General features: G+C 62.7%; 21 protein-coding genes, 3 tRNA genes and 1 pseudogene. 19 read left to right on the top strand and 6 right to left on the bottom strand.

What is annotated here, in order from left to right; translation table 11 throughout:
• Positions 1 to 103 precede the first annotated feature (103 nt).
• On the top strand, positions 104 to 316 hold the full coding sequence (locus D3242_RS31135) for a hypothetical protein (RefSeq protein WP_081296009.1): 213 nt from the start codon (positions 104 to 106) through the stop codon (positions 314 to 316).
• A 186-nt stretch (positions 317 to 502) separates the two neighbouring features.
• Positions 503 to 808, top strand: coding sequence for a BA14K family protein (locus D3242_RS31130; protein WP_038652621.1), 306 nt, complete (start codon positions 503 to 505; stop codon positions 806 to 808).
• Between the two features lie 79 nt (positions 809 to 887).
• On the opposite strand, the gene D3242_RS31125 is transcribed toward D3242_RS31130, so the two are convergent.
• Both D3242_RS31125 and bhcR read right to left on the bottom strand, forming a co-directional pair.
• On the bottom strand, positions 888 to 1,304 hold the full coding sequence (locus tag D3242_RS31125; RefSeq protein WP_038646628.1) for a hypothetical protein: 417 nt from the start codon (positions 1,302 to 1,304) through the stop codon (positions 888 to 890).
• Between the two features lie 135 nt (positions 1,305 to 1,439).
• A complete protein-coding gene (bhcR, locus tag D3242_RS31120; RefSeq protein WP_010909246.1) occupies positions 1,440 to 2,261 on the bottom strand; it encodes an HTH-type transcriptional regulator BhcR in 822 nt (273 codons plus the stop codon).
• Positions 2,262 to 2,474: 213 nt separating this feature from the next.
• Here bhcR and gcl point away from each other — a divergent pair, with 213 nt between their 5' ends.
• From gcl to D3242_RS31105, 3 genes and pseudogenes are all read left to right on the top strand, one after another.
• The gene (gcl, locus tag D3242_RS31115) at positions 2,475 to 4,256 is read left to right on the top strand and encodes a glyoxylate carboligase (RefSeq protein ID WP_019857944.1); all 1,782 of its coding nucleotides are present in this window, start codon (positions 2,475 to 2,477) and stop codon (positions 4,254 to 4,256) included.
• 10 nt (positions 4,257 to 4,266) lie between these two features.
• A complete protein-coding gene (otnI, locus tag D3242_RS31110) occupies positions 4,267 to 5,064 on the top strand; it encodes a 2-oxo-tetronate isomerase (RefSeq protein ID WP_019857945.1) in 798 nt (265 codons plus the stop codon).
• A 90-nt stretch (positions 5,065 to 5,154) separates the two neighbouring features.
• Positions 5,155 to 6,087: pseudogene (locus tag D3242_RS31105) on the top strand (2-hydroxy-3-oxopropionate reductase); the annotation flags it as partial.
• A 116-nt stretch (positions 6,088 to 6,203) separates the two neighbouring features.
• Here the strand turns inward: D3242_RS31105 and D3242_RS31100 are convergent.
• Positions 6,204 to 7,052 (bottom strand): TrmH family RNA methyltransferase, encoded by an 849-nt coding sequence (locus tag D3242_RS31100; protein ID WP_064982867.1) that lies wholly within the window; start codon positions 7,050 to 7,052, stop codon positions 6,204 to 6,206.
• Positions 7,053 to 7,255: 203 nt separating this feature from the next.
• On the opposite strand from D3242_RS31100, the gene D3242_RS31095 reads away from it, so the two are divergent.
• Positions 7,256 to 7,340, top strand: a tRNA-Tyr gene (locus tag D3242_RS31095).
• A 90-nt stretch (positions 7,341 to 7,430) separates the two neighbouring features.
• Positions 7,431 to 7,504 (top strand) — tRNA-Gly (locus tag D3242_RS31090).
• Positions 7,505 to 7,580: 76 nt separating this feature from the next.
• On the opposite strand, the gene D3242_RS31085 is transcribed toward D3242_RS31090, so the two are convergent.
• Positions 7,581 to 8,030 carry a YidB family protein gene (locus D3242_RS31085; RefSeq protein WP_038646634.1) on the bottom strand — a complete coding sequence of 150 codons (450 nt, stop codon included), beginning with the start codon at positions 8,028 to 8,030 and terminating at the stop codon, positions 7,581 to 7,583.
• A 130-nt stretch (positions 8,031 to 8,160) separates the two neighbouring features.
• Between D3242_RS31085 and D3242_RS31080 the strand changes: the two genes are divergently transcribed.
• On the top strand, positions 8,161 to 8,418 hold the full coding sequence (locus tag D3242_RS31080) for a GlsB/YeaQ/YmgE family stress response membrane protein (protein WP_064982869.1): 258 nt from the start codon (positions 8,161 to 8,163) through the stop codon (positions 8,416 to 8,418).
• Between the two features lie 62 nt (positions 8,419 to 8,480).
• On the opposite strand, the gene D3242_RS33745 is transcribed toward D3242_RS31080, so the two are convergent.
• The gene (locus tag D3242_RS33745; RefSeq protein WP_167470477.1) at positions 8,481 to 8,618 is read right to left on the bottom strand and encodes a hypothetical protein; all 138 of its coding nucleotides are present in this window, start codon (positions 8,616 to 8,618) and stop codon (positions 8,481 to 8,483) included.
• 111 nt (positions 8,619 to 8,729) lie between these two features.
• Positions 8,730 to 9,617, bottom strand: a complete 888-nt coding sequence (locus tag D3242_RS31075) for a DMT family transporter (protein ID WP_064982870.1) — start codon at positions 9,615 to 9,617, stop codon at positions 8,730 to 8,732.
• A 294-nt stretch (positions 9,618 to 9,911) separates the two neighbouring features.
• Here D3242_RS31075 and tuf point away from each other — a divergent pair, with 294 nt between their 5' ends.
• From tuf to rpoB, 11 genes are all read left to right on the top strand, one after another.
• A complete protein-coding gene (tuf, locus tag D3242_RS31070; protein WP_010909256.1) occupies positions 9,912 to 11,087 on the top strand; it encodes an elongation factor Tu in 1,176 nt (391 codons plus the stop codon).
• Between the two features lie 216 nt (positions 11,088 to 11,303).
• Positions 11,304 to 12,908 (top strand): COG3904 family protein, encoded by a 1,605-nt coding sequence (locus D3242_RS31065; RefSeq protein WP_223217737.1) that lies wholly within the window; start codon positions 11,304 to 11,306, stop codon positions 12,906 to 12,908.
• Positions 12,909 to 13,009: 101 nt separating this feature from the next.
• On the top strand, positions 13,010 to 13,492 hold the full coding sequence (locus D3242_RS31060; protein WP_019857955.1) for a group II truncated hemoglobin: 483 nt from the start codon (positions 13,010 to 13,012) through the stop codon (positions 13,490 to 13,492).
• A 229-nt stretch (positions 13,493 to 13,721) separates the two neighbouring features.
• Positions 13,722 to 13,797 (top strand) — tRNA-Trp (locus tag D3242_RS31055).
• A 362-nt stretch (positions 13,798 to 14,159) separates the two neighbouring features.
• Positions 14,160 to 14,363: a preprotein translocase subunit SecE gene (secE, locus tag D3242_RS31050; RefSeq protein WP_010909260.1), complete on the top strand. Its 204-nt coding sequence runs from the start codon at positions 14,160 to 14,162 to the stop codon at positions 14,361 to 14,363.
• Between the two features lie 29 nt (positions 14,364 to 14,392).
• Positions 14,393 to 14,920 carry a transcription termination/antitermination protein NusG gene (nusG, locus tag D3242_RS31045; protein ID WP_010909261.1) on the top strand — a complete coding sequence of 176 codons (528 nt, stop codon included), beginning with the start codon at positions 14,393 to 14,395 and terminating at the stop codon, positions 14,918 to 14,920.
• A gap of 172 nt (positions 14,921 to 15,092) precedes the next feature.
• Positions 15,093 to 15,521: a 50S ribosomal protein L11 gene (rplK, locus tag D3242_RS31040; RefSeq protein WP_010909262.1), complete on the top strand. Its 429-nt coding sequence runs from the start codon at positions 15,093 to 15,095 to the stop codon at positions 15,519 to 15,521.
• A gap of 4 nt (positions 15,522 to 15,525) precedes the next feature.
• Complete coding sequence (gene rplA, locus D3242_RS31035) at positions 15,526 to 16,224, top strand: 50S ribosomal protein L1 (RefSeq protein ID WP_010909263.1); 699 nt, start codon at positions 15,526 to 15,528, stop codon at positions 16,222 to 16,224.
• Between the two features lie 393 nt (positions 16,225 to 16,617).
• Positions 16,618 to 17,136 (top strand): 50S ribosomal protein L10, encoded by a 519-nt coding sequence (gene rplJ, locus D3242_RS31030; RefSeq protein ID WP_019857958.1) that lies wholly within the window; start codon positions 16,618 to 16,620, stop codon positions 17,134 to 17,136.
• A gap of 54 nt (positions 17,137 to 17,190) precedes the next feature.
• The gene (gene rplL, locus D3242_RS31025; protein ID WP_010909265.1) at positions 17,191 to 17,568 is read left to right on the top strand and encodes a 50S ribosomal protein L7/L12; all 378 of its coding nucleotides are present in this window, start codon (positions 17,191 to 17,193) and stop codon (positions 17,566 to 17,568) included.
• 251 nt (positions 17,569 to 17,819) lie between these two features.
• A complete protein-coding gene (gene rpoB / locus D3242_RS31020; RefSeq protein WP_010909266.1) occupies positions 17,820 to 21,956 on the top strand; it encodes a DNA-directed RNA polymerase subunit beta in 4,137 nt (1,378 codons plus the stop codon).
• Positions 21,957 to 22,054 lie beyond the last annotated feature (98 nt).

The following is a 22,054-nucleotide window of genomic DNA, read 5'->3' as shown; positions in this document are numbered from 1 at the left end:
CCCGCCAAGATATCTCCCCACCCCTTTCGAACCTTTTCCCACCTCGCGCCGACTGGTCTCCAGAGGCGAATGGTCGTCTCGGTCAAGGATCCAGGAGATCATCATGTTCAAGCGCATGCTCACTTCCGCTCTCGTCGCCGTGTTCGTTGCCACAGGCGCGTTGGCCGCCACGGTTCAGACGTCGTCGGCTCACGGTATGCATCATCACCATCATTACTATGACGACGACTATGGCGACTACTGGTGGTACCACCACCATCATCACCGGCATCATCACCACCATCGTCATCATGGCGGGGTCGTTGTCATCTTCTGATGCCGCGGCCTGTTGCGTTTGGAAGGGCGGCCTCGGCCGCCCTTTTGCATTCTCCGTGGGCCACAGTCAGGAACCGACAGCACCTCCAAAAAAGATCAAAAAAGCTTCGAACCTTTTTCGTTGCCGCAACGACAGATGATCAAGAGGCGGATGGATCGCCTCGGTCAACGAAGCAAGGAGATCATCATGTTCAAGCGCACTCTCGTTTCCGGCCTCATCGCCACCACCGTCGCCGCCACCGCGCTGGTCGGCACCGTTCAGCCTTCGGCGGCTCATTCGCATCACCACGACCTCGGCATCGGCATCGCCGCCGGCGTCGGCGGGTTCGTCCTTGGCAGCCTGCTTGCCCAGCAGCCGCCGCGTACCGTCTATGTCGACGAAGACGGTGGTTCCTGGCACGTCCGCCGCTGCTTCGATCGTTACTCCAGCTACGATCCGGACTCCGACACCTACATCGGCCGCGACGGCTACAGCCACTATTGCCGGCTCTGAGAGGAGACCGCTCAACAACAGAAAAAGGGGCTCGCGCGAGCCCCTTTTCGTTGTTTCACAAATACTTACAGTTGTGTGATCAGGCGGAATCGGAAATCGGCAACCCGGCTGCGCGGCAGGTGCTATCGACGAGGCGCCTCGTTTCCGAAGCGCCGCCCATAGCGACAAGCTCGAAGCTGCTTGCCGAATCCGGGTAGATCCTGGCAATGAAGGCTTGGTCGCCGCCATTGCCGCCGGACGGATCCTTGCCGTCGACGAAGCCGCAGACCACGATCTCCTTGCGGCCGTTCAGTGTCCGCTCCCCGGCAAGCGTCCTTCCGAGCCTGGCCGAAGCTGGATCCGGCAAGTGCTGACGAATACCGGTGATGACGATCTCCTCGAGCGCGAGCGAGAACGGAATCGGATCGACACGCTGGTCGCCGGCATCGGGTCGAGGTGTCGTCGCCACGCATCCGCAAAGCGAAGCGACAAGCAGAAGCTGAACCGTTTTCCTCATCCGCGCCCTTTCGCATGCATTCGAACGCCACGGCAAGAGAGTGCCCATGCCGCCGGCGCTTGCGGTGTCGGCATGGCCATACGGCTCGATTTCTTCGATATTGCGACCAGGAGCGCGCTTCCCGGGGCAGGCTGATCAGCCGACTTGCGCGCCGCCGATCATCCGGGTCACCTCGGCCGCGGCACTGCGCACCATCGGCCCGATCTCGGCCAGCCGCTCCGGCGTCACCCGCACGGTCGGCCCCGATACGGAGACGCCGCCGATCGGCTCGCCGAACTCGTTGAAGATGGCAGCCGCCACACAGCGCATGCCGGGGTGCCGTTCTTCGTCATCGACCGACCAGCCGCGCTGCTTGATGACAGCCAGATCGTGGGCGAGGGCAGGGATCTCGGACAGCGTCCTGTCGGTGAAGCGCTGCAGGCCGGCCTTGCGCAGAATGGTCCCGACGCGCTCCGGCTCGAGATGCGCCAGCACCGCCTTGCCGATGCCGGAGGCGTGAAAGGGGCTGCGCGTGCCCGGGCGGAAGAAGGCGCGGATCGCCTGGTGCGTCTCGACCTGGCTGACGAACACCACGCAATCATCCTCGGCGACGCCGAGATTGGCGGTCTCGCCGGTTCTTTCCATCAGCTCCTGCATGACGATGCGGGCGCGGTCGACCAGCTTGCGTCGGCGCAGGAAGGCCGCGCCCATGCGGTAGGTCTCGACGCCGATCGACCACAGCTGGTCTGATGTGTCAAACTCGACCATGCCGTGGTTTTCCAGCGTCGTCAGCATGCGGTAGGCGGTGGAGGCGGCAAGGCCGCTCTGCGCCGATATCTCGCTCAGCGACAGGCCGCTGCCCTCCGCCACAATGGCCAGGATGCGCAAGGCCCGGTCCAGCGATTGCACGGAACTGGCCTCGGCAGGCCCGTTGAAAGCGCGCGGACGGCCGCGCTGGCGTTTTTCAGTGGTTTCCATCGCGCCAGTTTCGCCGATTTCTCCAAACGTGCAATGAAAAAGTTTTTCACTGCGGCGAGGCGGCAAATTCCTGAAAAACCGAAAATCCAATAAAATCAGCAAATAGTCGCCGTTTTCTAGAAATGAAAAAATATTCTGAAAAAATTGAAAAATAGCCGGCTTGCTGACATTCTCGGCCATCCAACAATGACAACCCAAGTGGAGGGCCGGAAAATGGCCAGGATGCGCGCTGTCGATGCGGCGGTTCTCGTTCTCGAAAAGGAAGGCATCTCCTGCGCCTTCGGTGTGCCGGGCGCGGCGATCAATCCGCTCTATTCGGCTTTGAAGGCGAGGGGCACCATCCGCCACGTGCTGGCCCGCCACGTCGAGGGCGCCTCGCACATGGCAGAAGGCTTCACCCGCGCCAAGGCGGGCAATATCGGGCTCTGCATCGGCACTTCGGGTCCGGCCGGCACCGACATGATCACCGGGCTTTACTCGGCATCAGCCGATTCCATCCCCATCCTGTGCATCACCGGCCAGGCGCCGCGTGCGCGGCTCAACAAGGAGGATTTCCAGGCCGTCGACATCGCCGCCATCGCCGCACCGGTCGCCAAATGGGCGGTCACCGTCATGGAGCCCTATCTCGTGCCCATGGCGCTGCAGAAGGCGTTTCATCTCATGCGCTCGTCGCGCCCCGGCCCGGTGCTGATCGACCTGCCGGTCGACGTTCAATTGGCCGAGATCGAGTTCGACATCGATGCATATGAGCCGCTGGCGCCATTCAAGCCGGCTATGACGCGCGCCCAGGCCGAAAAGGCACTGGCGATGCTCAACGCGGCTGACAAGCCATTGATCGTCGCCGGCGGCGGCATCATCAATGCCGATGCATCCGACCTGCTGATCGAATTCGCGGAGATATCAGGCGTTCCGGTCATCCCGACACTGATGGGCTGGGGCGCGATCCCCGACGATCACCGGCTGATGGCCGGCATGTGCGGGCTGCAGACCTCGCATCGCTACGGCAACGCCACGATGCTGGAGGCCGATTTCGTCTTCGGCATCGGCAATCGCTGGGCCAACCGTCACACTGGTTCTGTGGACGTCTACACCAAGGACAAGAAGTTCATCCATGTCGACATCGAGCCCACGCAGATCGGCCGTGTCTTCGCGCCGGACCTCGGCGTCGTCTCCGATGCTGGCGCGGCGCTGAAAATGCTGCTCGACGTCGCCACCGAGTGGAAGACGGCCGGAAAGCTGCGCGACTGGTCGGGCTGGGCCAAGGAATGCCAGGCCCGCAAGAAGACGATGAAGCGCAAGACGCATTTCGACCAGGTGCCGCTGAAGCCGCAGCGCGTCTATGAGGAGATGAACAAGGCGTTCGGCCGCGATGTCACCTATGTCACCACGATCGGCCTGTCGCAGATCGCCGGCGCGCAGTTCCTGCATGTCTACAAGCCGCGCAACTGGATCAATTGCGGCCAGGCCGGCCCGCTCGGCTGGACCTTGCCGGCAGCCCTTGGCGTGCGCGCCGCCGATCCCGACCGCACCATCGTGGCGCTGTCGGGCGACTATGATTTCCAGTTCATGATCGAGGAACTGGCCGTCGGCGCACAGCACAGACTGCCCTACATCCATGTCGTCGTGAACAACGCCTATCTCGGCCTGATCCGTCAGGCGCAGCGCGGATTCTCGATGGATTATGAGGTCAGCCTCGCCTTCGAGAACGTCAACCGATCGGGCGATCCCGAGGCCGGCTATGGCGTCGACCATGTCGCCGTCGCCGAAGCCATGGGCTGCAAGGCGGTCCGGGTGCGCAAGCCCGAGGAGTTTGCCGCCGCCTTCAAAGAGGCGCAGCGGCTGATGAAGGAGCACCGGGTTCCGGTCGTGCTTGAATTCATCCTCGAGCGCGTCACCAACATCTCGATGGGCACCGAGATCGACAAGATCACCGAATTCGAGGACCTTGCCGAAAGCCATGAGGATGCGCCGACCGCGATCGTGATGCTGGATTAGGAGAAAAAGAATGCCGCGTTTTTCAGCCAATCTGTCGATGCTCTTTGGCGAGCATGATTTCCTCGATCGCTTTGACGCCGCCGCCCGCGCGGGCTTCAAGGGCGTCGAATATATCGGCCCTTACGACCATGCGCCGGAGGTGGTGGCCGCCAGGCTGAAGAAGAACGGCCTGGCGCAGGTGCTGTTCAACCTGCCGGCCGGCGACTGGGGCAAGGGCGAGCGCGGCATCGCCGTGTTGCCGGACCGCGTGCCGGAATTCCGCCAGGGCATCGCCAAGGCGATCACCTACGCGCAGGCGCTCGGCTGCCCCCAGGTCAATTGCCTGGCCGGCATTGCACCCGCCGGCGTCGACCGCAAGGTGCTCGAGGATGTTTTCGCCGAAAACCTCGCCTTCGCGGCGGAGAAGCTGGAGCAGGCTGGCATCCGGCTTTTGATCGAGCCGATCAACACCCGCGACATTCCAGGCTTCTTCCTCAACTACTCCGACCAGGCGCTGGCGCTGATCGACCGCGTCGGCTCGAAAAACCTGTTCCTGCAATACGACATCTATCACATGCAGATCATGGAGGGGGATCTCGCCCGTAAAATCGAGGCCAACCTTAGCCGCATCGCGCATATCCAGCTTGCGGACAATCCCGGCCGTCACGAGCCGGGTACGGGCGAGATCAACTATCCTTTCCTCTACGACCACATCGACCGCATCGGCTATTCCGGCTGGATCGGTGCCGAATACAAGCCGAAGGCCGGCACCGAGGCAGGCCTGGGTTGGTTTCGGGACCTGACCAGGCAAGGCAGCGCGGCGGCCTAAGAGCTTCCTTCTCCCCTTCACTATACGGGGAGAAGGTGCCGGCAGGCGGATGAGGGGCAGCGCCGACCTTCGACGAGTTCGAGCAAGACTTTCAGGAGAACCACAATGGAAACCATAGGCTTCATCGGCCTCGGCATCATGGGCGCGCCGATGGCGGGGCATCTGCTGGATGCTGGCTACAAGGTCATCGCCAGCGACCATCGCTCGAAGCCGCCTGCCAATCTCGTCGCCAAGGGCCTGAAAGCAGTCTCCGGCCATGCCGCCGTGGCCAAGGCCGCCGACATCATCATCACCATGGTGCCCGACACCCCGCAGGTGGCCGATGTGCTGTTCGGCGACAATGGCGTCGCGTCCGGCCTGACCAAAGGCAAGCTGGTCATCGACATGAGCTCGATTTCGCCGATCGAGACCAAGGTTTTCGCCGGAAAGATAAACGAGCTGGGCTGCGACTATCTCGACGCGCCGGTTTCCGGCGGCGAGGTCGGCGCCAAGGCGGCGTCGCTGACCATCATGGTCGGCGGCGAGGAAAAGACCTTCGAACGCGCCAAACCCGTCCTCGAGAAGATGGGCAAGAACATCACTCTGGTCGGGCCCAATGGCGTCGGCCAGACCACCAAAGTGGCAAATCAGATCGTCGTCGCGTTGACCATTGAAGCCGTCGCCGAAGCGCTTGTTTTTGCATCGAAAGCCGGCGCCGACCCAGCCAAGGTCAGGCAGGCGCTGATGGGCGGGCTGGCGGCGTCACGCATCCTCGAAGTGCATGGCGAGCGCATGGTCAAGCGCACCTTCGCGCCCGGTTTCCGCATCGAACTGCACCAGAAGGATCTCAACCTGGCACTGGAGGGCGCCAAGGCGCTCGGCGTGGCGCTGCCCAACACCTCGACCACGCAGCAGCTGTTCAACTCGTGTGCGGCCAATGGCGGCGCCAAGGAAGATCACTCGGCGCTGGTCAGGGCACTGGAGCGGATGGCCAATTTTGAGGTCGGTGGCAAATTGACCGACGTGAAGGGCAAAGCAGCATAGGCCGGGAGAGGGCGGCGCAACGTTCCCAAGCCGCCACCTCTTGTCCTGCACAAGAACGGGTTCCCGCGCTGTCGCTGGAACCCGTTTCTTGTTTCTTGGTAGAGCGCTTCCGGCTCTCAGCCGCGCTTCAAGAACGCCCGTGCAGCATAAAGGCTCACCGCCGCGGCATTCGACACGTTGAGTGAACGGATGGCGCCGGGCATGTCGAGCCGCGCCAGCGTCGTCACCGTCTCGCGCGTCTTCTGGCGCAGGCCCTTGCCTTCGGCACCGAGCACCAGCGCGATCCTGTCGCCGGCAAAGCTGGTTTCGAGTTCCGCCGGCCCGTCCGAATCAAGCCCGATGGTCTGGAAGCCGGCTTCGTGCAACTGCCCGAGCGCGTCGGCGAGGTTCTTCACCTCGATCTGGTCGATATGCTCCAGCGCGCCGGAGGCGGATTTCGCCAGCACGCCCGATTCCTGGGGACTGTGGCGGGCCGTGGTGATCAGCGCGCCGGCGCCGAAGGCGACCGCCGAGCGCAGGATGGCGCCGACATTGTGCGGATCGGTGACCTGGTCGAGCACCAGCACCAGCCCTGTGTCGCCGAGTGCGTCGAGGCGCTTGGGCTTCAGCGGCTCCGCCTCGATCAGCACGCCCTGGTGCACGGCGTCCGAACCGGTGATCTTGTCGATGTCCCTGGGTTCGACCAGCTCCGCCTTGAAGGGCAGGGCGGCGAGATCGTCTATCTCAAGGCGCTCGGCCGCGTTGCGGGTCACCAGCATTTTGCGAATCTTGCGGCGCGGATTGTCGAGCGCCGCCCGCACCGTGTGCAGGCCATAAAGTCGCACCAGGCCGTCGGCGGCGTTCTCGCCGGGCGGCACGGGCTGGCGCGGCCGGAATGCCGGCGCGCCGCCGCTCTTCTCGTCGCGGTGCGCGCGGCGCAGCTTGGCGTAATGGGTGTCTTTGGGGGTATTGGTCTTGTTGCTCATGGCCGGCTTCTATAGCCGTCTCGCGTGGCCAAGGATACGGCCCGTCGCCGCAGCCGGCGAACAACATCGAAAAACCCTTCCCAGTGCGGTTGACACCCACTGGCCTTGCCGCCATAAGGCGCTTCGCTGATTTCGGAGAAGATATCCAACTCGGGCTCCGGGATCGGCAAGAATGCCTCGTTGCATGGCTCCGGCGGCAGGCTGGAGAGGTGCCCGAGTGGTTAAAGGGGACGGACTGTAAATCCGTTGGCTTAGCCTACGTTGGTTCGAATCCAACCCTCTCCACCACTGCCGGCCCGGAAGCCCTGAAACGAGAAAAGCATCGGGCCGAAAAGTGCATGGCGCTTTTCGGGTGAATCCGATACTTCAGTGCAAGGCGCGGGTATAGCTCAGTGGTAGAGCAGCAGCCTTCCAAGCTGAATATGCGGGTTCGATTCCCGCTACCCGCTCCAGATTTCCATCCCACAATCGTTAAGCCTGGACACTGCGCGACAACGCGCGCAGCGCTTCAGGGCATCGGTGTGCGCGTCAACTGTTGAACGCTGAAGCCACCTGGTGCTGCTGCGGCACCTGGCCGTTCGGCGTCAGCTTGTCGACGATGCCGGGCAGGGCGGTGGACAGCTGCTTGAGCAATTCCTGTTCGTCCAGGCCGGTGCGCTGCGCGATCTCGCGGATGACCTGCGGCCCGAGTGCTGCGCCGAGATCGTTGGCGTTGATCGACTGGTTCTGCCCGGTGCCGACCCAGGAATCGGCGACATTGCCGTGGCCGGCGTCCTTGAGCCTGTCGAGCAGGCCGCCCAGTCCGCCGAGCAGGCCGCCGTCACTAGCTGCGGGGTCGGCAGGCACGGGCGTTTGAGGCTGATCCGGCTGTTCGGCACTTCTGCCGCTCAGCATTTTTCCGACCAGCAACGCGCCGAGCGCGATCATCAGCGGTTTGGTGATGTTGCCGCCGGGAACGGCGTTGTCAAAAAGTCCCATAGTGGATCCTCCATCTCGACCAAGCCCGGCCCACCTTCAACAATGGCGCATCCGGGCGGAATTTCAAGCTGGCTTGAGGTTTTGACAATCATATGAAAATGTCGCGATGGCGGGGGATGGAGAGGAAAAAATGGGTATCATCAGCTGGATCATTCTCGGCGCCATCGCCGGCTTCCTGGGCAGCAAGATCGTCAACAAGACCGGCCAGGGTCTGATCATGGATGTCGTGCTCGGCATCGTCGGCGCCATCGTCGGCGGCGTGATCTGCAGCCAGCTCTTCGGCGTGGGTGTCACCGGCCTCAACATCTCCAGCCTGATCGTCGCGGTGGTGGGCGCGGTGGTTGTGCTGTGGGCCTACCACCAATTCAGCGGAAGGCGGACGCTTTAAGCGCCGGCCGCATCGTCTGAAATTTCGAATTTCTGCTGGGGCGAGACCGGCTTCGGGCTTGCCTATGGCATCAGCACTGCATCGGCGGCAGCGAAGAAAATCAGCGTTCCGGTGATGAACACCGCCCAGCCGATCAGCGACTTGCGAATGGCGGCCTTGTGCTCGGCGTCGGAGTTCTTGTTCTGGTCAAAATCGGTCATGGGGAGCTCCCTTGGCTGATTGATCATGGCGTCGTGGATAGACGATACATCGCCGAATAGACGATCGACCTGGCCTCCGCAACATTGGACACAGGCGCTCGGCTGCCGATGCTAGGCGACGACGGTCAGCCGGCGCTTGCGCTGGTCCAGCGACACGATGGTCAGCCCGCTGGCCACCACCAGCAGGATGCCGCAGACCGCCAGAGTATTGGGGAACTGGCCGAACACCAGCAGGCCCGAAATGACGGCCCAGACGGTAAAACAGTAATAGAACGGCGCCACCGCGCTGGTCGGCCCGACGCGATAGGCCATGAAGATGAACAAGTGGCCGAAGATCAGGAAAAGACCGGCGCCGGCCAGCAGCAGCAAATGGCGTGCTTCGGGCATCACCCAGCGCTCGGATGCCAGATGCGCCGCGCCCGCGCCGATCAGCACCACCACCACGGCGGAAATCGCCACGATCATCCCCGGCACCTCTGCAGAAACACGCCTGCCGGCAAGGTCGCGCGCGGCTGACAGCGCGGCGTTGCCGAGCGCCAGCAGGGCGTACACGGAGATGCCTTGCATCGTCGGTTGCGCCACCATCAGCGCGCCGATGAAGCCGAGCCCGATCAGCGCCATGCGCTGGCCGCCGATGCGCTCGCCAAACAGGATCGAGGAACCGACCAGCATCAGCAGCGGCGTGATTTGTCCCAGCGCCGTGGAATCCGCAATCTGCATATTGGCGAGCGCCACGACATAGCAAAGGATCGCCGCCAGCTCGAGCAGGTTCCTGCGCAGCACATGGCCGTCGAAGATCAACGGGATCTGTTTGCCGTAGCCCAGCAGGAACAACAGCGGGAAGCCCCAGAGCGCTGCCGCCACACCGCGCAGGAACAGCACCTCATAGGACGGCAACCCCGCGGTCGCGAGTTTCATCATCGTATCGTTGACCAGGTACGACCCGGTCGAGATGATCATGAACAGCGGGCCGCGGATCGAGGCAGGGATGAAATGCATGGGGTCAGGAGATCAGACCTCGGTGGCCGCCGCAATGGGCCATCAACCGGCCGTGGCCGAGACAGGAACTGGCCGGCAAGAACAAGGGATGCAGGCCTCGACCGATCGGCCAGTCAGCCATTCCATTTCCCCCATCGCCTTCCTATATCAGCGCCATATCCCCGCAATCGGATCCCAGGTTCGGACTGAGTGAGACGGCACCCGGCCAAAAGACGCTTGTGTTTTTTGGCCTTTGTCGCTAATCGCCCCGCATTCGACTGAACTGAAGGTCAAGGCCGTCCAAGGAAAGAGACTATGGCAAAAGGTAAATTCGAGCGCACTAAGCCTCATGTGAACATCGGCACGATTGGTCACGTTGACCATGGCAAGACGTCGCTGACGGCGGCGATCACGAAGTATTTTGGCGAGTACAAGCGCTACGACCAGATCGATGCGGCGCCGGAAGAGAAGGCACGCGGCATCACCATCTCGACGGCTCACGTTGAATACGAGACGGCCAACCGCCACTACGCTCACGTCGACTGCCCCGGCCACGCCGACTATGTGAAGAACATGATCACCGGTGCCGCGCAGATGGACGGCGCGATCCTGGTCGTGTCGGCTGCCGACGGCCCGATGCCGCAGACCCGCGAGCACATCCTGCTCGCCCGTCAGGTCGGCGTGCCGTCGATCGTGGTGTTCTTGAACAAGGTCGACCAGGTCGACGACGCCGAGCTGCTCGAACTGGTCGAGCTCGAGGTTCGTGAACTGCTGTCGAAGAACGAGTTCCCCGGCGACGACATTCCGATCGTCAAGGGTTCGGCGCTGGCCGCGCTTGAGGATTCCAACAAGACGATCGGCGAGGACGCGATCCGCGAGCTGATGGCTCAGGTCGACGCCTACATCCCGACGCCTGTTCGTCCGCTCGACAAGCCGTTCCTGATGCCGATCGAAGACGTGTTCTCGATCTCGGGCCGTGGCACGGTCGTGACCGGCCGCGTCGAGCGCGGCGTGGTCAAGGTCGGCGAGGAGCTGGAAATCATCGGCATCCGTCCGACGACCAAGACGACCTGCACGGGCGTGGAAATGTTCCGCAAGCTGCTCGATCAGGGCCAGGCTGGCGACAACATCGGCGCGCTGCTGCGCGGCGTTGATCGTGAAGGTGTCGAGCGCGGCCAGGTTCTGGCCAAGCCCGGCACGGTGAAGCCGCACAAGAAGTTCGTGGCCGAGGCCTACATCCTGACCAAGGACGAAGGTGGCCGTCACACGCCGTTCTTCACCAACTACCGTCCGCAGTTCTACTTCCGCACGACGGACGTGACCGGCATCGTGTCGCTGCCGGCTGGCACCGAGATGGTCATGCCTGGCGACAACATCACGGTCGATGTCGAGCTGATCGTGCCGATCGCCATGGAAGAGAAGCTGCGCTTCGCCATCCGTGAAGGCGGCCGCACCGTCGGTGCCGGCATCGTCGTCACGATCAAGGAATAATCGAGACCGGCAATAAGCCGGATCGACAAGGAAAGGGCGGTCTTCGGGCCGCCCTTTTCGTTTACGTCGCTGCGTGACATCGGAACTGCGCCTACCCTGTTGCAAGCGCTATCACGGCAACTAGTATAGGTTGCATTGCGGGAGCTTGGCGAAAGAGTGGTTCCAGGGCGCTGTTTCAATGGGAAGGCATGGTGGTTGCGGGCGCTGGTTCGCCTCATGCTGTTGACCGCCATAGTGCTGCCTGTCCTGCCGGCCCGGGCCCAGGAGCAGTCGCTGGACATCCCACCGATGCGCTTCGCCGTCGTGCGCAGCAATGCGCCGGGCTGCGAGCCCAATTGTCCGGAATGGGTATCGGCTGAAGGCACGATCGCGGCGGGCACGCCGTCACTCTTCAAACGCACGCTCAAAACGCTGAAGGGACGGCAACTGCCTGTCGTCGTCAGCTCGCCCGGCGGCAATGTCGATGCCGCACTCGCACTTGGCAGGATGATCCGCAAGGCCAAGCTCGATATCGCCGTCGGCGTGACGGTGTTTTCCGGCTGCCAGCCGGAGGCGAAGAATTGCAGCGACAACAAGGGCAAGGGTGCCGACTATTTCGGCATGGCCTTTGACGACGGGGCCATGTGCAATTCGGCCTGTCCGCTGATGTTTTCCGGCGGTATCCGCCGCGTGGTCGGAGATTTCGCCTATCTCGGCGTTCATCAGATCACCACCACCTACAAGCGCGAGAAGCTGCTCTACCGGACCACCTACCGGATCGTGAACGGCAAGAAGAAGGTGATCAACACCAAGGTGGTCAGCCGGAAAAATGCCGGCAGCTACAAGACCTACGAGATGAGCAAGACGGTCGAGAAGACGCTATCGGCCTATCTCAGGGAAATGGGTATAGGCGACGGCGTGCTGGAAATGATGAAGGCCACGCCGGCCAGCGACATCCGCCAGATCACGCTCGACGATATGCTGGCGATGAAGCTGGTGACCAGCCGGGACGCGGCGGATCTGTTGACCTCCGCCGGCCTGTGCGCGCCGCAACAGCCGGCCGCGAATTGCCGGGAGATACCGAGCCCTGCAAACAATGCGACGCCATCGGCTGCTGCGACGGGCAAGCCCAGGGATGTCGCACCAGTTGGACCGGAAACCGCCAAGGCCGGCGCGGACATGCGCTTTGTCGTGGTTCGCGGCAGCAATCCGCTGTGTAATCCTGACTGTCCGGAATGGATCTCGGCGGAAGGCGTGATTACGAGCCAGACACTGCCGAAGCTGCGCCAGTTGCTCGCCACGCTTGGCGATCGGCGCCTGCCTGTCGTGATCAGCTCACGGGGAGGGGACCTGTCTGGCGCCCTGGCAGCGGGCCGGCTTATCCGTGAAAGGAGGCTCGACGTCGCCGTGGGCTGGACCGATTTCGTCGATTGCGACCCACGGGCATGGAATTGCCTGGCCAAGGAGGGTGCCTATGCCGGATTGAGCATCGATGCGGGCGTGGAGTGCGATACGGCCTGCGCGCTGATGCTTGCCGGCGGCGCGAGAAGGCTTGTCGGTCCGCAGGCGCGGCTCAGCCTGTACCCGATGGGACAGAAGCAGATGGTCAAGGCGTATCTCGAGGAGATGGCGATCGGTCCCGCTCTGTTCAAGGCGATCGCGGGGCGTTCGGCCGAGCGCCGGCTTGAACCGGACATCATGCTGAAAGCGGGACTGACAACCGGACCGCAATCGGTCGACGCACTGACCGGCGCCACGATTTGCAAGGCCGTTCCCAGGCCCGATAATTGCCGCGGCCTGCCGCCCGCCAACGCGGCGGCCGAAGCGCCCGCAAAGCTGTAGTGCGCGGCTTTCCGAAACTGGCCATCGAGGCAGGTTGAGCTGCCTTCGATCTTTCCGCTATCGTCGCCGCGGGTGGCGCCGGGGCTGGCGGAGGATCGATAATGAGCCGGGATGTTCCGACACTCTATGAATGGGCCGGTGGCAGCGATGCCCTGAACCGGCTGACGCAGACCTTCTATGACAAGGTGGCAAAGGACCCGGTCGTCGGGCCGGTATTCAAGACGATGTCGCCGGACCATCCCGCCCATGTCGCGGCCTTCATCGGCGAGGTGTTCGGCGGACCGAAGATCTATAGCGAGAAATTCGGCGGCCACCGCGAGATGGTCATGCATCATCTGGGCAAGCACTTGACCGAGGAGCAGCGCCGCCGCTGGATCAACCTGCTCGCCGATGCAGCCGACGAGGTCGGCTTGCCGGACGATCCCGAATTCCGCTCGGCCTTCATGGGCTATGTCGAATGGGGATCCCGATTGGCCAAGATGAACTCCAATCTAGGCCAGACCTGCGATCCGGAAACCGAGCCGATGCCTGCCTGGGGCTGGGGCGTGCCGGGCGGGCCGTACACGCCGCCGGAAACAAAGTAGCTTCCAGCCGCCTCGGAGTGCGGACTGATGTCGGACGATTTCAAGATCGTGCGCTGGCGCGAGTGGGACGGCCCTGGCATCGAGCATCTCGAGAGCGACCGCGATGGGCTGGTCGTGACCTATCCGGATTTCTGGCAAAGGGGATGAAGGCGCGTTTGCGTGCAAACCACTCTTTACAGAGAGCGCGGAAGCTTTTAGGAAGCCCCTGTTGCGCCGAGGCGCGCACGATACGGGCATAGCTCAGTTGGTAGAGCGGCGGTCTCCAAAACCGCAGGTCGTAGGTTCGAGCCCTGCTGCCCGTGCCATTTCGAAATGGCCGTCAGAAATGATAATTCCGCGGACCGCCCTTTGAAAATCGGCGACACGCTTGCCATATTAGGCCAATTGGGGCATAAGGACGCCATAGCCGGGACGGAACGACTGGATGGTTCCGAGGCGGCGTTTGGTCATAAAGCGGACACTTGCCACTTGCGTGGATCAAGAATCGGTTTTATGTAGACAGAACAGACACGCGACGCGTGGAGCTGGGAAGCCGGCTTTACGCGTCTGATTTGCATGGGCGAAATGATTGCGCTGATTCGGCGCGAGACTGGGCTCAGGCGGCACGTCCCGGCCAGCGGGATCATCCAGGGGACCCGGCCAACGGGTCTTGAAGACAGAGCGGCATATGGCTTCGAAAACCACAAATCCTTTCGTCTTTCTCCAGCAGGTTCGCTCGGAGACCGCCAAGGTGACTTGGCCGTCGCGGCGCGAAACGATGATCTCGACGGTGATGGTTCTGGCCTTCGCTGTGATTGCGATGATCTTTTTCTTTAGCGCCGATCAGTTGATGGGCCTCGCGATCGAACAGATTCTGGGCATTGGACGCTAAGTCCGGCGACTACGGAGAAGTCTAAAAAAATGGCTGCGCGCTGGTACATCGTCCACGCTTATTCGAATTTTGAAAAGAAGGTCGCCGAGGACATCGAGAACAAGGCCAAGCAGAAGGGCCTGTCCGCCGATATCGAGCAGATCGTGGTGCCGACCGAGAAGGTGGTCGAAGTTCGTCGTGGCCGCAAGGTCGATGCCGAGCGCAAGTTCTTCCCGGGCTATGTGCTCCTGAAGGCCAATTTGACCGACGCCGTGTTCTCGCTCGTGAAGAACACGCCGAAGGTCACCGGCTTTCTCGGTGACTCCAAGCCAGTGCCGATCACCGAGGCGGAAGCGCAGCGCATCCTGAACCAGGTGCAGGAAGGCGTCGAGCGGCCGAAGCCCTCGGTCACTTTCGAGATCGGCGAGGCGATCCGCGTTTCGGATGGTCCTTTCGCGTCGTTCAACGGCTTCGTCCAGGAAGTGGACGAGGAGCGGGCGCGGCTCAAGGTGGAAGTTTCGATCTTCGGGCGCGCCGTGCCTGTCGATCTGGAATTCGGACAGGTCGAAAAGGGCTGATCCGAAATCCCTGATGCCGGTCTGGCGATCAGGGGAGGCGGTGCGGAAACGCATGGCCTGAGAACGGTGGGAGGCGAATGTGGCTTTAGCCGGCCGCGCGAACCGCACCACCAGACTGCAACCGCCGGTGTTTCCCGAGATGGGGCCGGCATAGACAAAGGCAGGAAAAGAGATGGCTAAGAAAATTGCAGGCCAGCTCAAGCTTCAGGTCTCCGCGGGTTCGGCTACGCCGTCGCCCCCGATCGGCCCGGCGCTTGGTCAGCGTGGCATCAACATCATGGAGTTCTGCAAGGCGTTCAACGCGCAGACCCAGGAAATGGAAAAGGGATCGCCGGTTCCGGTCGTCATCACCTACTATCAGGACAAGTCGTTCACCTTCGTCATGAAGACGCCGCCGGTGAGCTACTTCCTGAAGAAGGCCGCGAACCTGAAGTCGGGCTCAAAGGAGCCGGGCAAGGTCAAGGCTGGCACCGTTTCGCGCGACAAGGTGCGCGAAATCGCGACCGCCAAGATGAAGGATCTGAACGCAAACGACGTCGAGGCGGCCATGCGCATGGTCGAGGGCTCCGCCCGCTCGATGGGTCTGGAAGTGGTGGGCTGAGATCATGGCAAAGATTGCAAAGCGTGTATCGAAGACCCGCGAAGGCATCGATCCCAACAAGGCTTATGCCCTGGGTGAAGCGCTGAAGCTGCTCAAGGACCGTTCCTCGGTCAAGTTCGACGAGACCGTCGAAGTCGCCATGAACCTCGGCGTCGACCCGCGCCATGCCGACCAGATGGTCCGCGGCGTGGTCAACCTGCCGAACGGCACTGGCCGCTCGGTTCGCGTCGCCGTGTTCGCCCGTGGCGACAAGGCCGAGGAAGCCAAGGCCGCCGGCGCCGACATCGTCGGCGCGGAGGACCTGGTCGACATCGTCCAGAAGGGCACGATCGATTTCGATCGCTGCATCGCCACTCCGGACATGATGCCGCTGGTCGGCCGTCTCGGTAAGGTGCTCGGCCCGCGCGGCATGATGCCGAACCCGAAGGTCGGCACCGTCACCACCGACGTCGCCGCCGCCGTCAAGGCATCGAAGGGCGGCGCGGTCGAGTTCCGCGTCGAGAAGGCCGGCATCGTTCATGCCGGCGTCGGCAAGGTCTCGTTCGACGTCAAGGCGCTGGAAGAGAACATCCGCGCCTTCGCCGATGCGGTGACCAAGGCAAAGCCGGCTGGCGCCAAGGGCAACTACGTCAAGAAGGTGTCGGTCACCTCGACGATGGGCCCGGGCCTCAAGCTCGACGTCTCGACGCTCGCAGCGTCCTGATTAAGACCATTTGGATCGGCCGCCGCAAGGCCGATCCGTGACTGAATTCCGGGCCCCGGATTTATCCTGGGCCCGGTACCGGAAGCCGAAAGGCTTCCGGACATCCTGTCCGAGATTGCAGGCGGCCCAAAAGCCTTAATTCATGTGGGCCTGCATGAGACGGGTGAAGACCCGACAACGGAGCGAATGCTCCAATGAAAGGTTCGAACCGTGTTTGCCTTTTGTCTGCGCATCGCCGGCTTGTCCGTCGGTGTGGCGAAAGGGGGCAGGATCCTCGAGCGTCGTTCGGGAGATCCGTTACTGGATGGCCCGGCCGGCAAAAAGGCAACCCGACGCCTGTCCTCGAAATGAGATGTTCTCATTGACGGGATTGGGGTCAACTGGAGATAGGCAGTGGACAGAGCGGAAAAACGCGAACTCGTCACGGGCCTGAACGAAGCGTTCGGAAACGCAGGTTCAGTGGTCGTGGCCCACTATGCCGGTATCACCGTCGCGCAAATGAACGACCTTCGGTCGAAAATGCGCGCCGCCGGTGGCACCGTTAAAGTCGCGAAGAACCGTCTCGCCAAAATCGCTCTTCAGGGCACGGACTCCGCATCGATCATCGACCTGTTCAAGGGACAGACGCTGATTGCTTATTCGGAGGATCCGATTGCGGCGCCGAAGGTCGCGTCCGATTTCGCCAAGGGAAATGACAAGCTCGTCATTCTCGGCGGCGCAATGGGCACCACCTCGCTCAATGCCGACGGTGTGAAGGCACTCGCCACACTTCCGTCGCTCGATGAGCTGCGCGCCAGGCTGGTTGGCATGATCGCCACGCCGGCAACCCGGATCGCCCAGATCGTCAATGCGCCAGCGGCCTCGGTCGCGCGCGTCATCGGCGCTTACGCCCGGAAGGACGAGGCGGCATGAGGCCGTTCCTCGCTATCAAAAACACACGTTCGAACCTAACGAAGGAATACAACAATGGCTGATCTCGCAAAGATCGTAGACGACCTTTCGAAGCTGACCGTCCTCGAGGCGGCCGAGCTGTCGAAGCTTCTGGAAGAAAAGTGGGGCGTTTCGGCTGCTGCTCCGGTGGCGGTTGCCGCTGCTGGCGGCGCTGCCGCTGCTGCTGCTCCGGCCGAGGAAAAGACGGAATTCGACGTCGTCCTCACCGACGCTGGCGCGCAGAAGATCAACGTCATCAAGGAAGTCCGCGCCATCACCGGTCTTGGCCTCAAGGAAGCCAAGGACCTGGTCGAAGCGGCTCCGAAGCCGGTCAAGGAAGGCGTTTCCAAGGCCGACGCCGACAAGTTCAAGGCCCAGCTGGAAGCAGCCGGCGCCAAGGTCGACCTGAAGTAAGCGTAAAAGCGGCGGGCGGCCTCGCGCCGTCCGCCACTCCCTTCGCCTGGAGGGAGGACGCGTAGCGCGAGATGTACGAGAACCTCTTTCCTGAGGGCCGAAAACCGGCCTTCAGGAAACGGGTTTTCTCCCGTTTTAGCCGGCCGCCGAAAGGCGAACGGAGAACAGACAGAGAGCCGCCGCCCAGGCGGCTCGGTATGCAAGGCGGACCGCGGCGAGGTCCGTCCCGAGTTTAGAGCTAAGGAGCGACGATGGCCCAGACCCAGACTTTCAATGGCCGCAGACGCGTACGCAAGTTCTTCGGAAAGATTCCGGAAGTTGCGGAGATGCCGAACCTGATCGAGGTTCAGAAGGCATCCTATGACCAGTTCCTGATGGTGGACGAGCCCAAGGGCGGCCGTCCGGACGAGGGACTGCAGGCTGTTTTCAAGTCGGTCTTCCCGATCTCCGATTTTTCCGGCTCCTCGATGCTGGAGTTCGTGAAGTACGAGTTCGAAGGACCGAAATTCGACGTTGACGAATGCCGCCAGCGCGACCTGACCTATGCCGCGCCGCTGAAGGTGACGCTGCGCCTCATCGTGTTCGATATCGACGAGGATACTGGCGCCAAGTCGATCAAGGACATCAAGGAGCAGGACGTCTACATGGGCGACATGCCGCTCATGACCTTGAACGGCACCTTCATCGTCAACGGCACCGAGCGCGTCATCGTCTCGCAGATGCACCGTTCGCCGGGCGTCTTCTTCGACCACGACAAGGGCAAGTCGCACTCGTCGGGCAAGCTTCTGTTTGCCGCGCGCGTCATTCCCTATCGCGGCTCGTGGCTCGACATCGAGTTCGATTCCAAGGACGTCGTGCACGCCCGCATCGACCGCCGCCGCAAGATTCCGGTGACGTCGCTGTTGATGGCGCTCGGCATGGATGGCGAAGAGATCCTGTCGACCTTCTACAACAAGATCACCTATGTCCGCGCCGGCGACCACTGGCGCATTCCGTTCAACGTCGAGCGTTTCCGCGGCCTCAAGGCCGTCGGCGACCTGGTCGACGCCGATACGGGCGAGATCGTTGTCGAGGCCGGCAAGAAGATCACCGCCCGTCAGGCGCGCCAGCTCGGCGAAAAGGGCCTGAAGGCGATCAAGGCGACCGACGAGGATCTGCTCGGCAACTACCTGGCCGAGGACATCGTCAATTATGCCACCGGCGAGATCTTCCTCGAAGCCGGTGACGAGATCGACGAGAAGACCCTGAAGGTGCTGCTTGGCACCGGCGAGCAGGAGATCAAGGTTCTCGACATCGACCACGTCAATGTCGGCGCCTACATCAGAAACACGCTCAACGTCGACAAGAACGAGAGCCGCCAGGACGCGCTGTTCGACATCTATCGTGTCATGCGCCCCGGCGAGCCGCCGACGCTCGAGACCGCCGAAGCCATGTTCAACTCGCTGTTCTTCGACAGCGAGCGCTACGACCTGTCGGCTGTCGGCCGCGTCAAGATGAACATGCGCCTCGAGCTCAAGGCCGAGGACACCGTGCGCGTGCTGCGCAAGGAAGACATCCTGGCCGTGGTCAAGACGCTGGTCGAACTGCGCGACGGCAAGGGCGAGATCGACGACATCGACAATCTCGGCAACCGCCGCGTGCGTTCCGTCGGCGAGCTGATGGAGAACCAGTACCGCGTCGGCCTGCTGCGCATGGAGCGCGCGATCAAGGAGCGTATGTCCTCGATCGAGATCGACACGGTGATGCCGCAGGACCTGATCAACGCCAAGCCGGCGGCCGCCGCCGTGCGCGAGTTCTTCGGTTCCTCGCAGCTGTCGCAGTTCATGGACCAGACCAACCCGCTGTCGGAGATCACCCACAAGCGTCGTCTTTCGGCGCTTGGACCGGGCGGTCTGACCCGCGAGCGCGCCGGTTTCGAAGTGCGCGACGTGCACCCTACGCATTACGGCCGTATCTGCCCGATCGAAACGCCGGAAGGCCCGAATATCGGTCTGATCAACTCGCTGGCCACCTTCGCACGCGTCAACAAGTACGGCTTCATCGAGAGCCCGTACCGCAAGATCGTCGACGGCAAGCTGACCAATGACGTCGTCTATCTCTCGGCGATGGAAGAAGCCAAGCACCATGTCGCGCAGGCAAATGCCGAGCTCGACAAGAATGGCGGCTTCGTCGACGAGTTCGTCATTTGCCGCAGTGCCGGTGAAGTGATGATGGCGCCGCGCGAAAACGTCGACCTGATGGACGTGTCGCCCAAGCAGATGGTGTCGGTAGCCGCGGCCCTGATCCCGTTCCTGGAAAACGACGACGCCAACCGCGCTCTGATGGGCTCGAACATGCAGCGTCAGGCCGTGCCGCTGGTGCGCGCCGAGGCGCCGTTCGTCGGCACCGGCATGGAGCCGATCGTCGCCCGTGACTCGGGCGCCGCCATCGGCGCCCGCCGCGGCGGCATCGTCGACCAGGTGGACGCGACGCGTATCGTCATCCGCGCGACGGAAGATCTCGATCCGGGCAAGTCCGGCGTCGACATCTACCGGCTGATGAAGTTCCAGCGTTCGAACCAGAACACCTGCATCAACCAGCGTCCGCTGGTGCGCATGGGTGACCGGGTCAACAAGGGCGACATCATCGCCGACGGCCCGTCGACCGAGCTCGGCGATCTGGCGCTCGGCCGCAACGTGCTGGTCGCGTTCATGCCGTGGAACGGCTACAACTACGAGGACTCGATCCTGCTCTCCGAGCGCATCGTGGCCGACGACGTCTTCACCTCGATCCACATCGAGGAGTTCGAGGTCATGGCGCGCGATACCAAGCTCGGTCCGGAGGAAATCACGCGCGACATTCCGAACGTTTCGGAAGAAGCGCTGAAGAACCTCGACGAAGCCGGCATCGTCTATATCGGTGCGGAAGTGCAGCCGGGCGACATCCTGGTCGGCAAGATCACGCCGAAGGGCGAAAGCCCGATGACGCCGGAAGAGAAGCTTCTGCGCGCCATCTTCGGCGAAAAGGCTTCCGACGTGCGCGACACCTCGATGCGCATGCCTCCGGGCACTTTCGGCACCGTCGTCGAGGTGCGCGTGTTCAATCGCCACGGTGTGGAGAAGGACGAGCGCGCCATGGCGATCGAGCGCGAGGAGATCGAACGCCTCGCCAAGGACCGCGACGACGAGCAGGCCATCCTGGACCGCAACGTCTACGCGCGTCTTTCCGACGTGCTCGTCGGCAAGGAAGCGATCGCCGGACCGAAGGGCTTCAAGAAGGGCTCGACGCTGTCCAAGGATACGCTCGACGAGTATCCGCGTTCGCAATGGTGGCAGTTCGCCGTGGAGAACGAAAAGCTCCAGAGCGAACTGGAAGCCCTGCGTGGCCAGTACGACGACTCCAAGAAGGCGCTCGAGCAGCGCTTCATGGACAAGGTCGAGAAGGTGCAGCGCGGCGACGAAATGCCTCCGGGCGTCATGAAGATGGTCAAGGTCTTCGTGGCGGTGAAGCGCAAGATGCAGCCGGGCGACAAGATGGCCGGCCGTCACGGCAACAAGGGTGTCGTGTCACGCATCGTTCCGGTCGAGGACATGCCTTTCCTCGAGGACGGCACGCATGCCGATATCGTGCTCAACCCGCTGGGTGTGCCGAGCCGCATGAATGTCGGCCAGATCCTGGAAACGCATCTGGGCTGGGCCTGCGCGGGCATGGGCAAGAAGATCGGCGAGCTGATCGACACGTACAAGGCCGCCGGCGACATCAAGCCGCTGCGCAAGACGCTCGAGAGCTTCATGCCGGCCAATGACCGTAACGAGCCGATCCGCGAGTATGACGACGAGAGCATTGTTCGCCTCAGCGAACAGATGCGCCGCGGCGTCTCGATCGCGACCCCGGTGTTCGACGGTGCCCACGAGGCTGACATCAACATCATGCTGGAGCAGGCGGGCCTGCACACCAGCGGTCAGTCGCAGCTCTATGACGGACGCACGGGCGAGCCGTTCGATCGCAAGGTGACGATGGGCTATATCTACATGCTCAAGCTTCACCACCTCGTGGACGACAAGATCCACGCGCGTTCGATCGGTCCGTACTCGCTCGTCACCCAGCAGCCGCTGGGCGGCAAGGCGCAGTTCGGTGGCCAGCGCTTCGGCGAAATGGAGGTCTGGGCGCTGGAAGCCTACGGCGCCGCCTACACGCTGCAGGAAATGCTGACGGTGAAGTCGGACGACGTCGCCGGCCGCACCAAGGTCTACGAGGCGATCGTGCGCGGCGACGACACGTTCGAGGCCGGCATTCCGGAGAGCTTCAACGTGCTCGTCAAGGAAATGCGGTCTCTCGGCCTCAATGTCGAGCTGGAGAACACCAAGCTCGACGACGCCCCGGTTCGGCTGCCCGACGCGGCTGAGTAACGGCTACAGCGCGCCGCACGAAGTTGCGGCGCGCCAAAGGAATTCGACGGCCGGTGGCCGACAAAGACGGCGGGCGTTTGGCCCGCGACTAGATGCAA

The organism is Mesorhizobium jarvisii (genome assembly GCF_003601985.1).
GTDB classification, from domain to species: Bacteria; Pseudomonadota; Alphaproteobacteria; order Rhizobiales; family Rhizobiaceae; genus Mesorhizobium; species Mesorhizobium jarvisii.
Note: the sequence above shows the minus strand (reverse complement) of the source record. Positions and strands in the feature narration are given on the sequence as shown.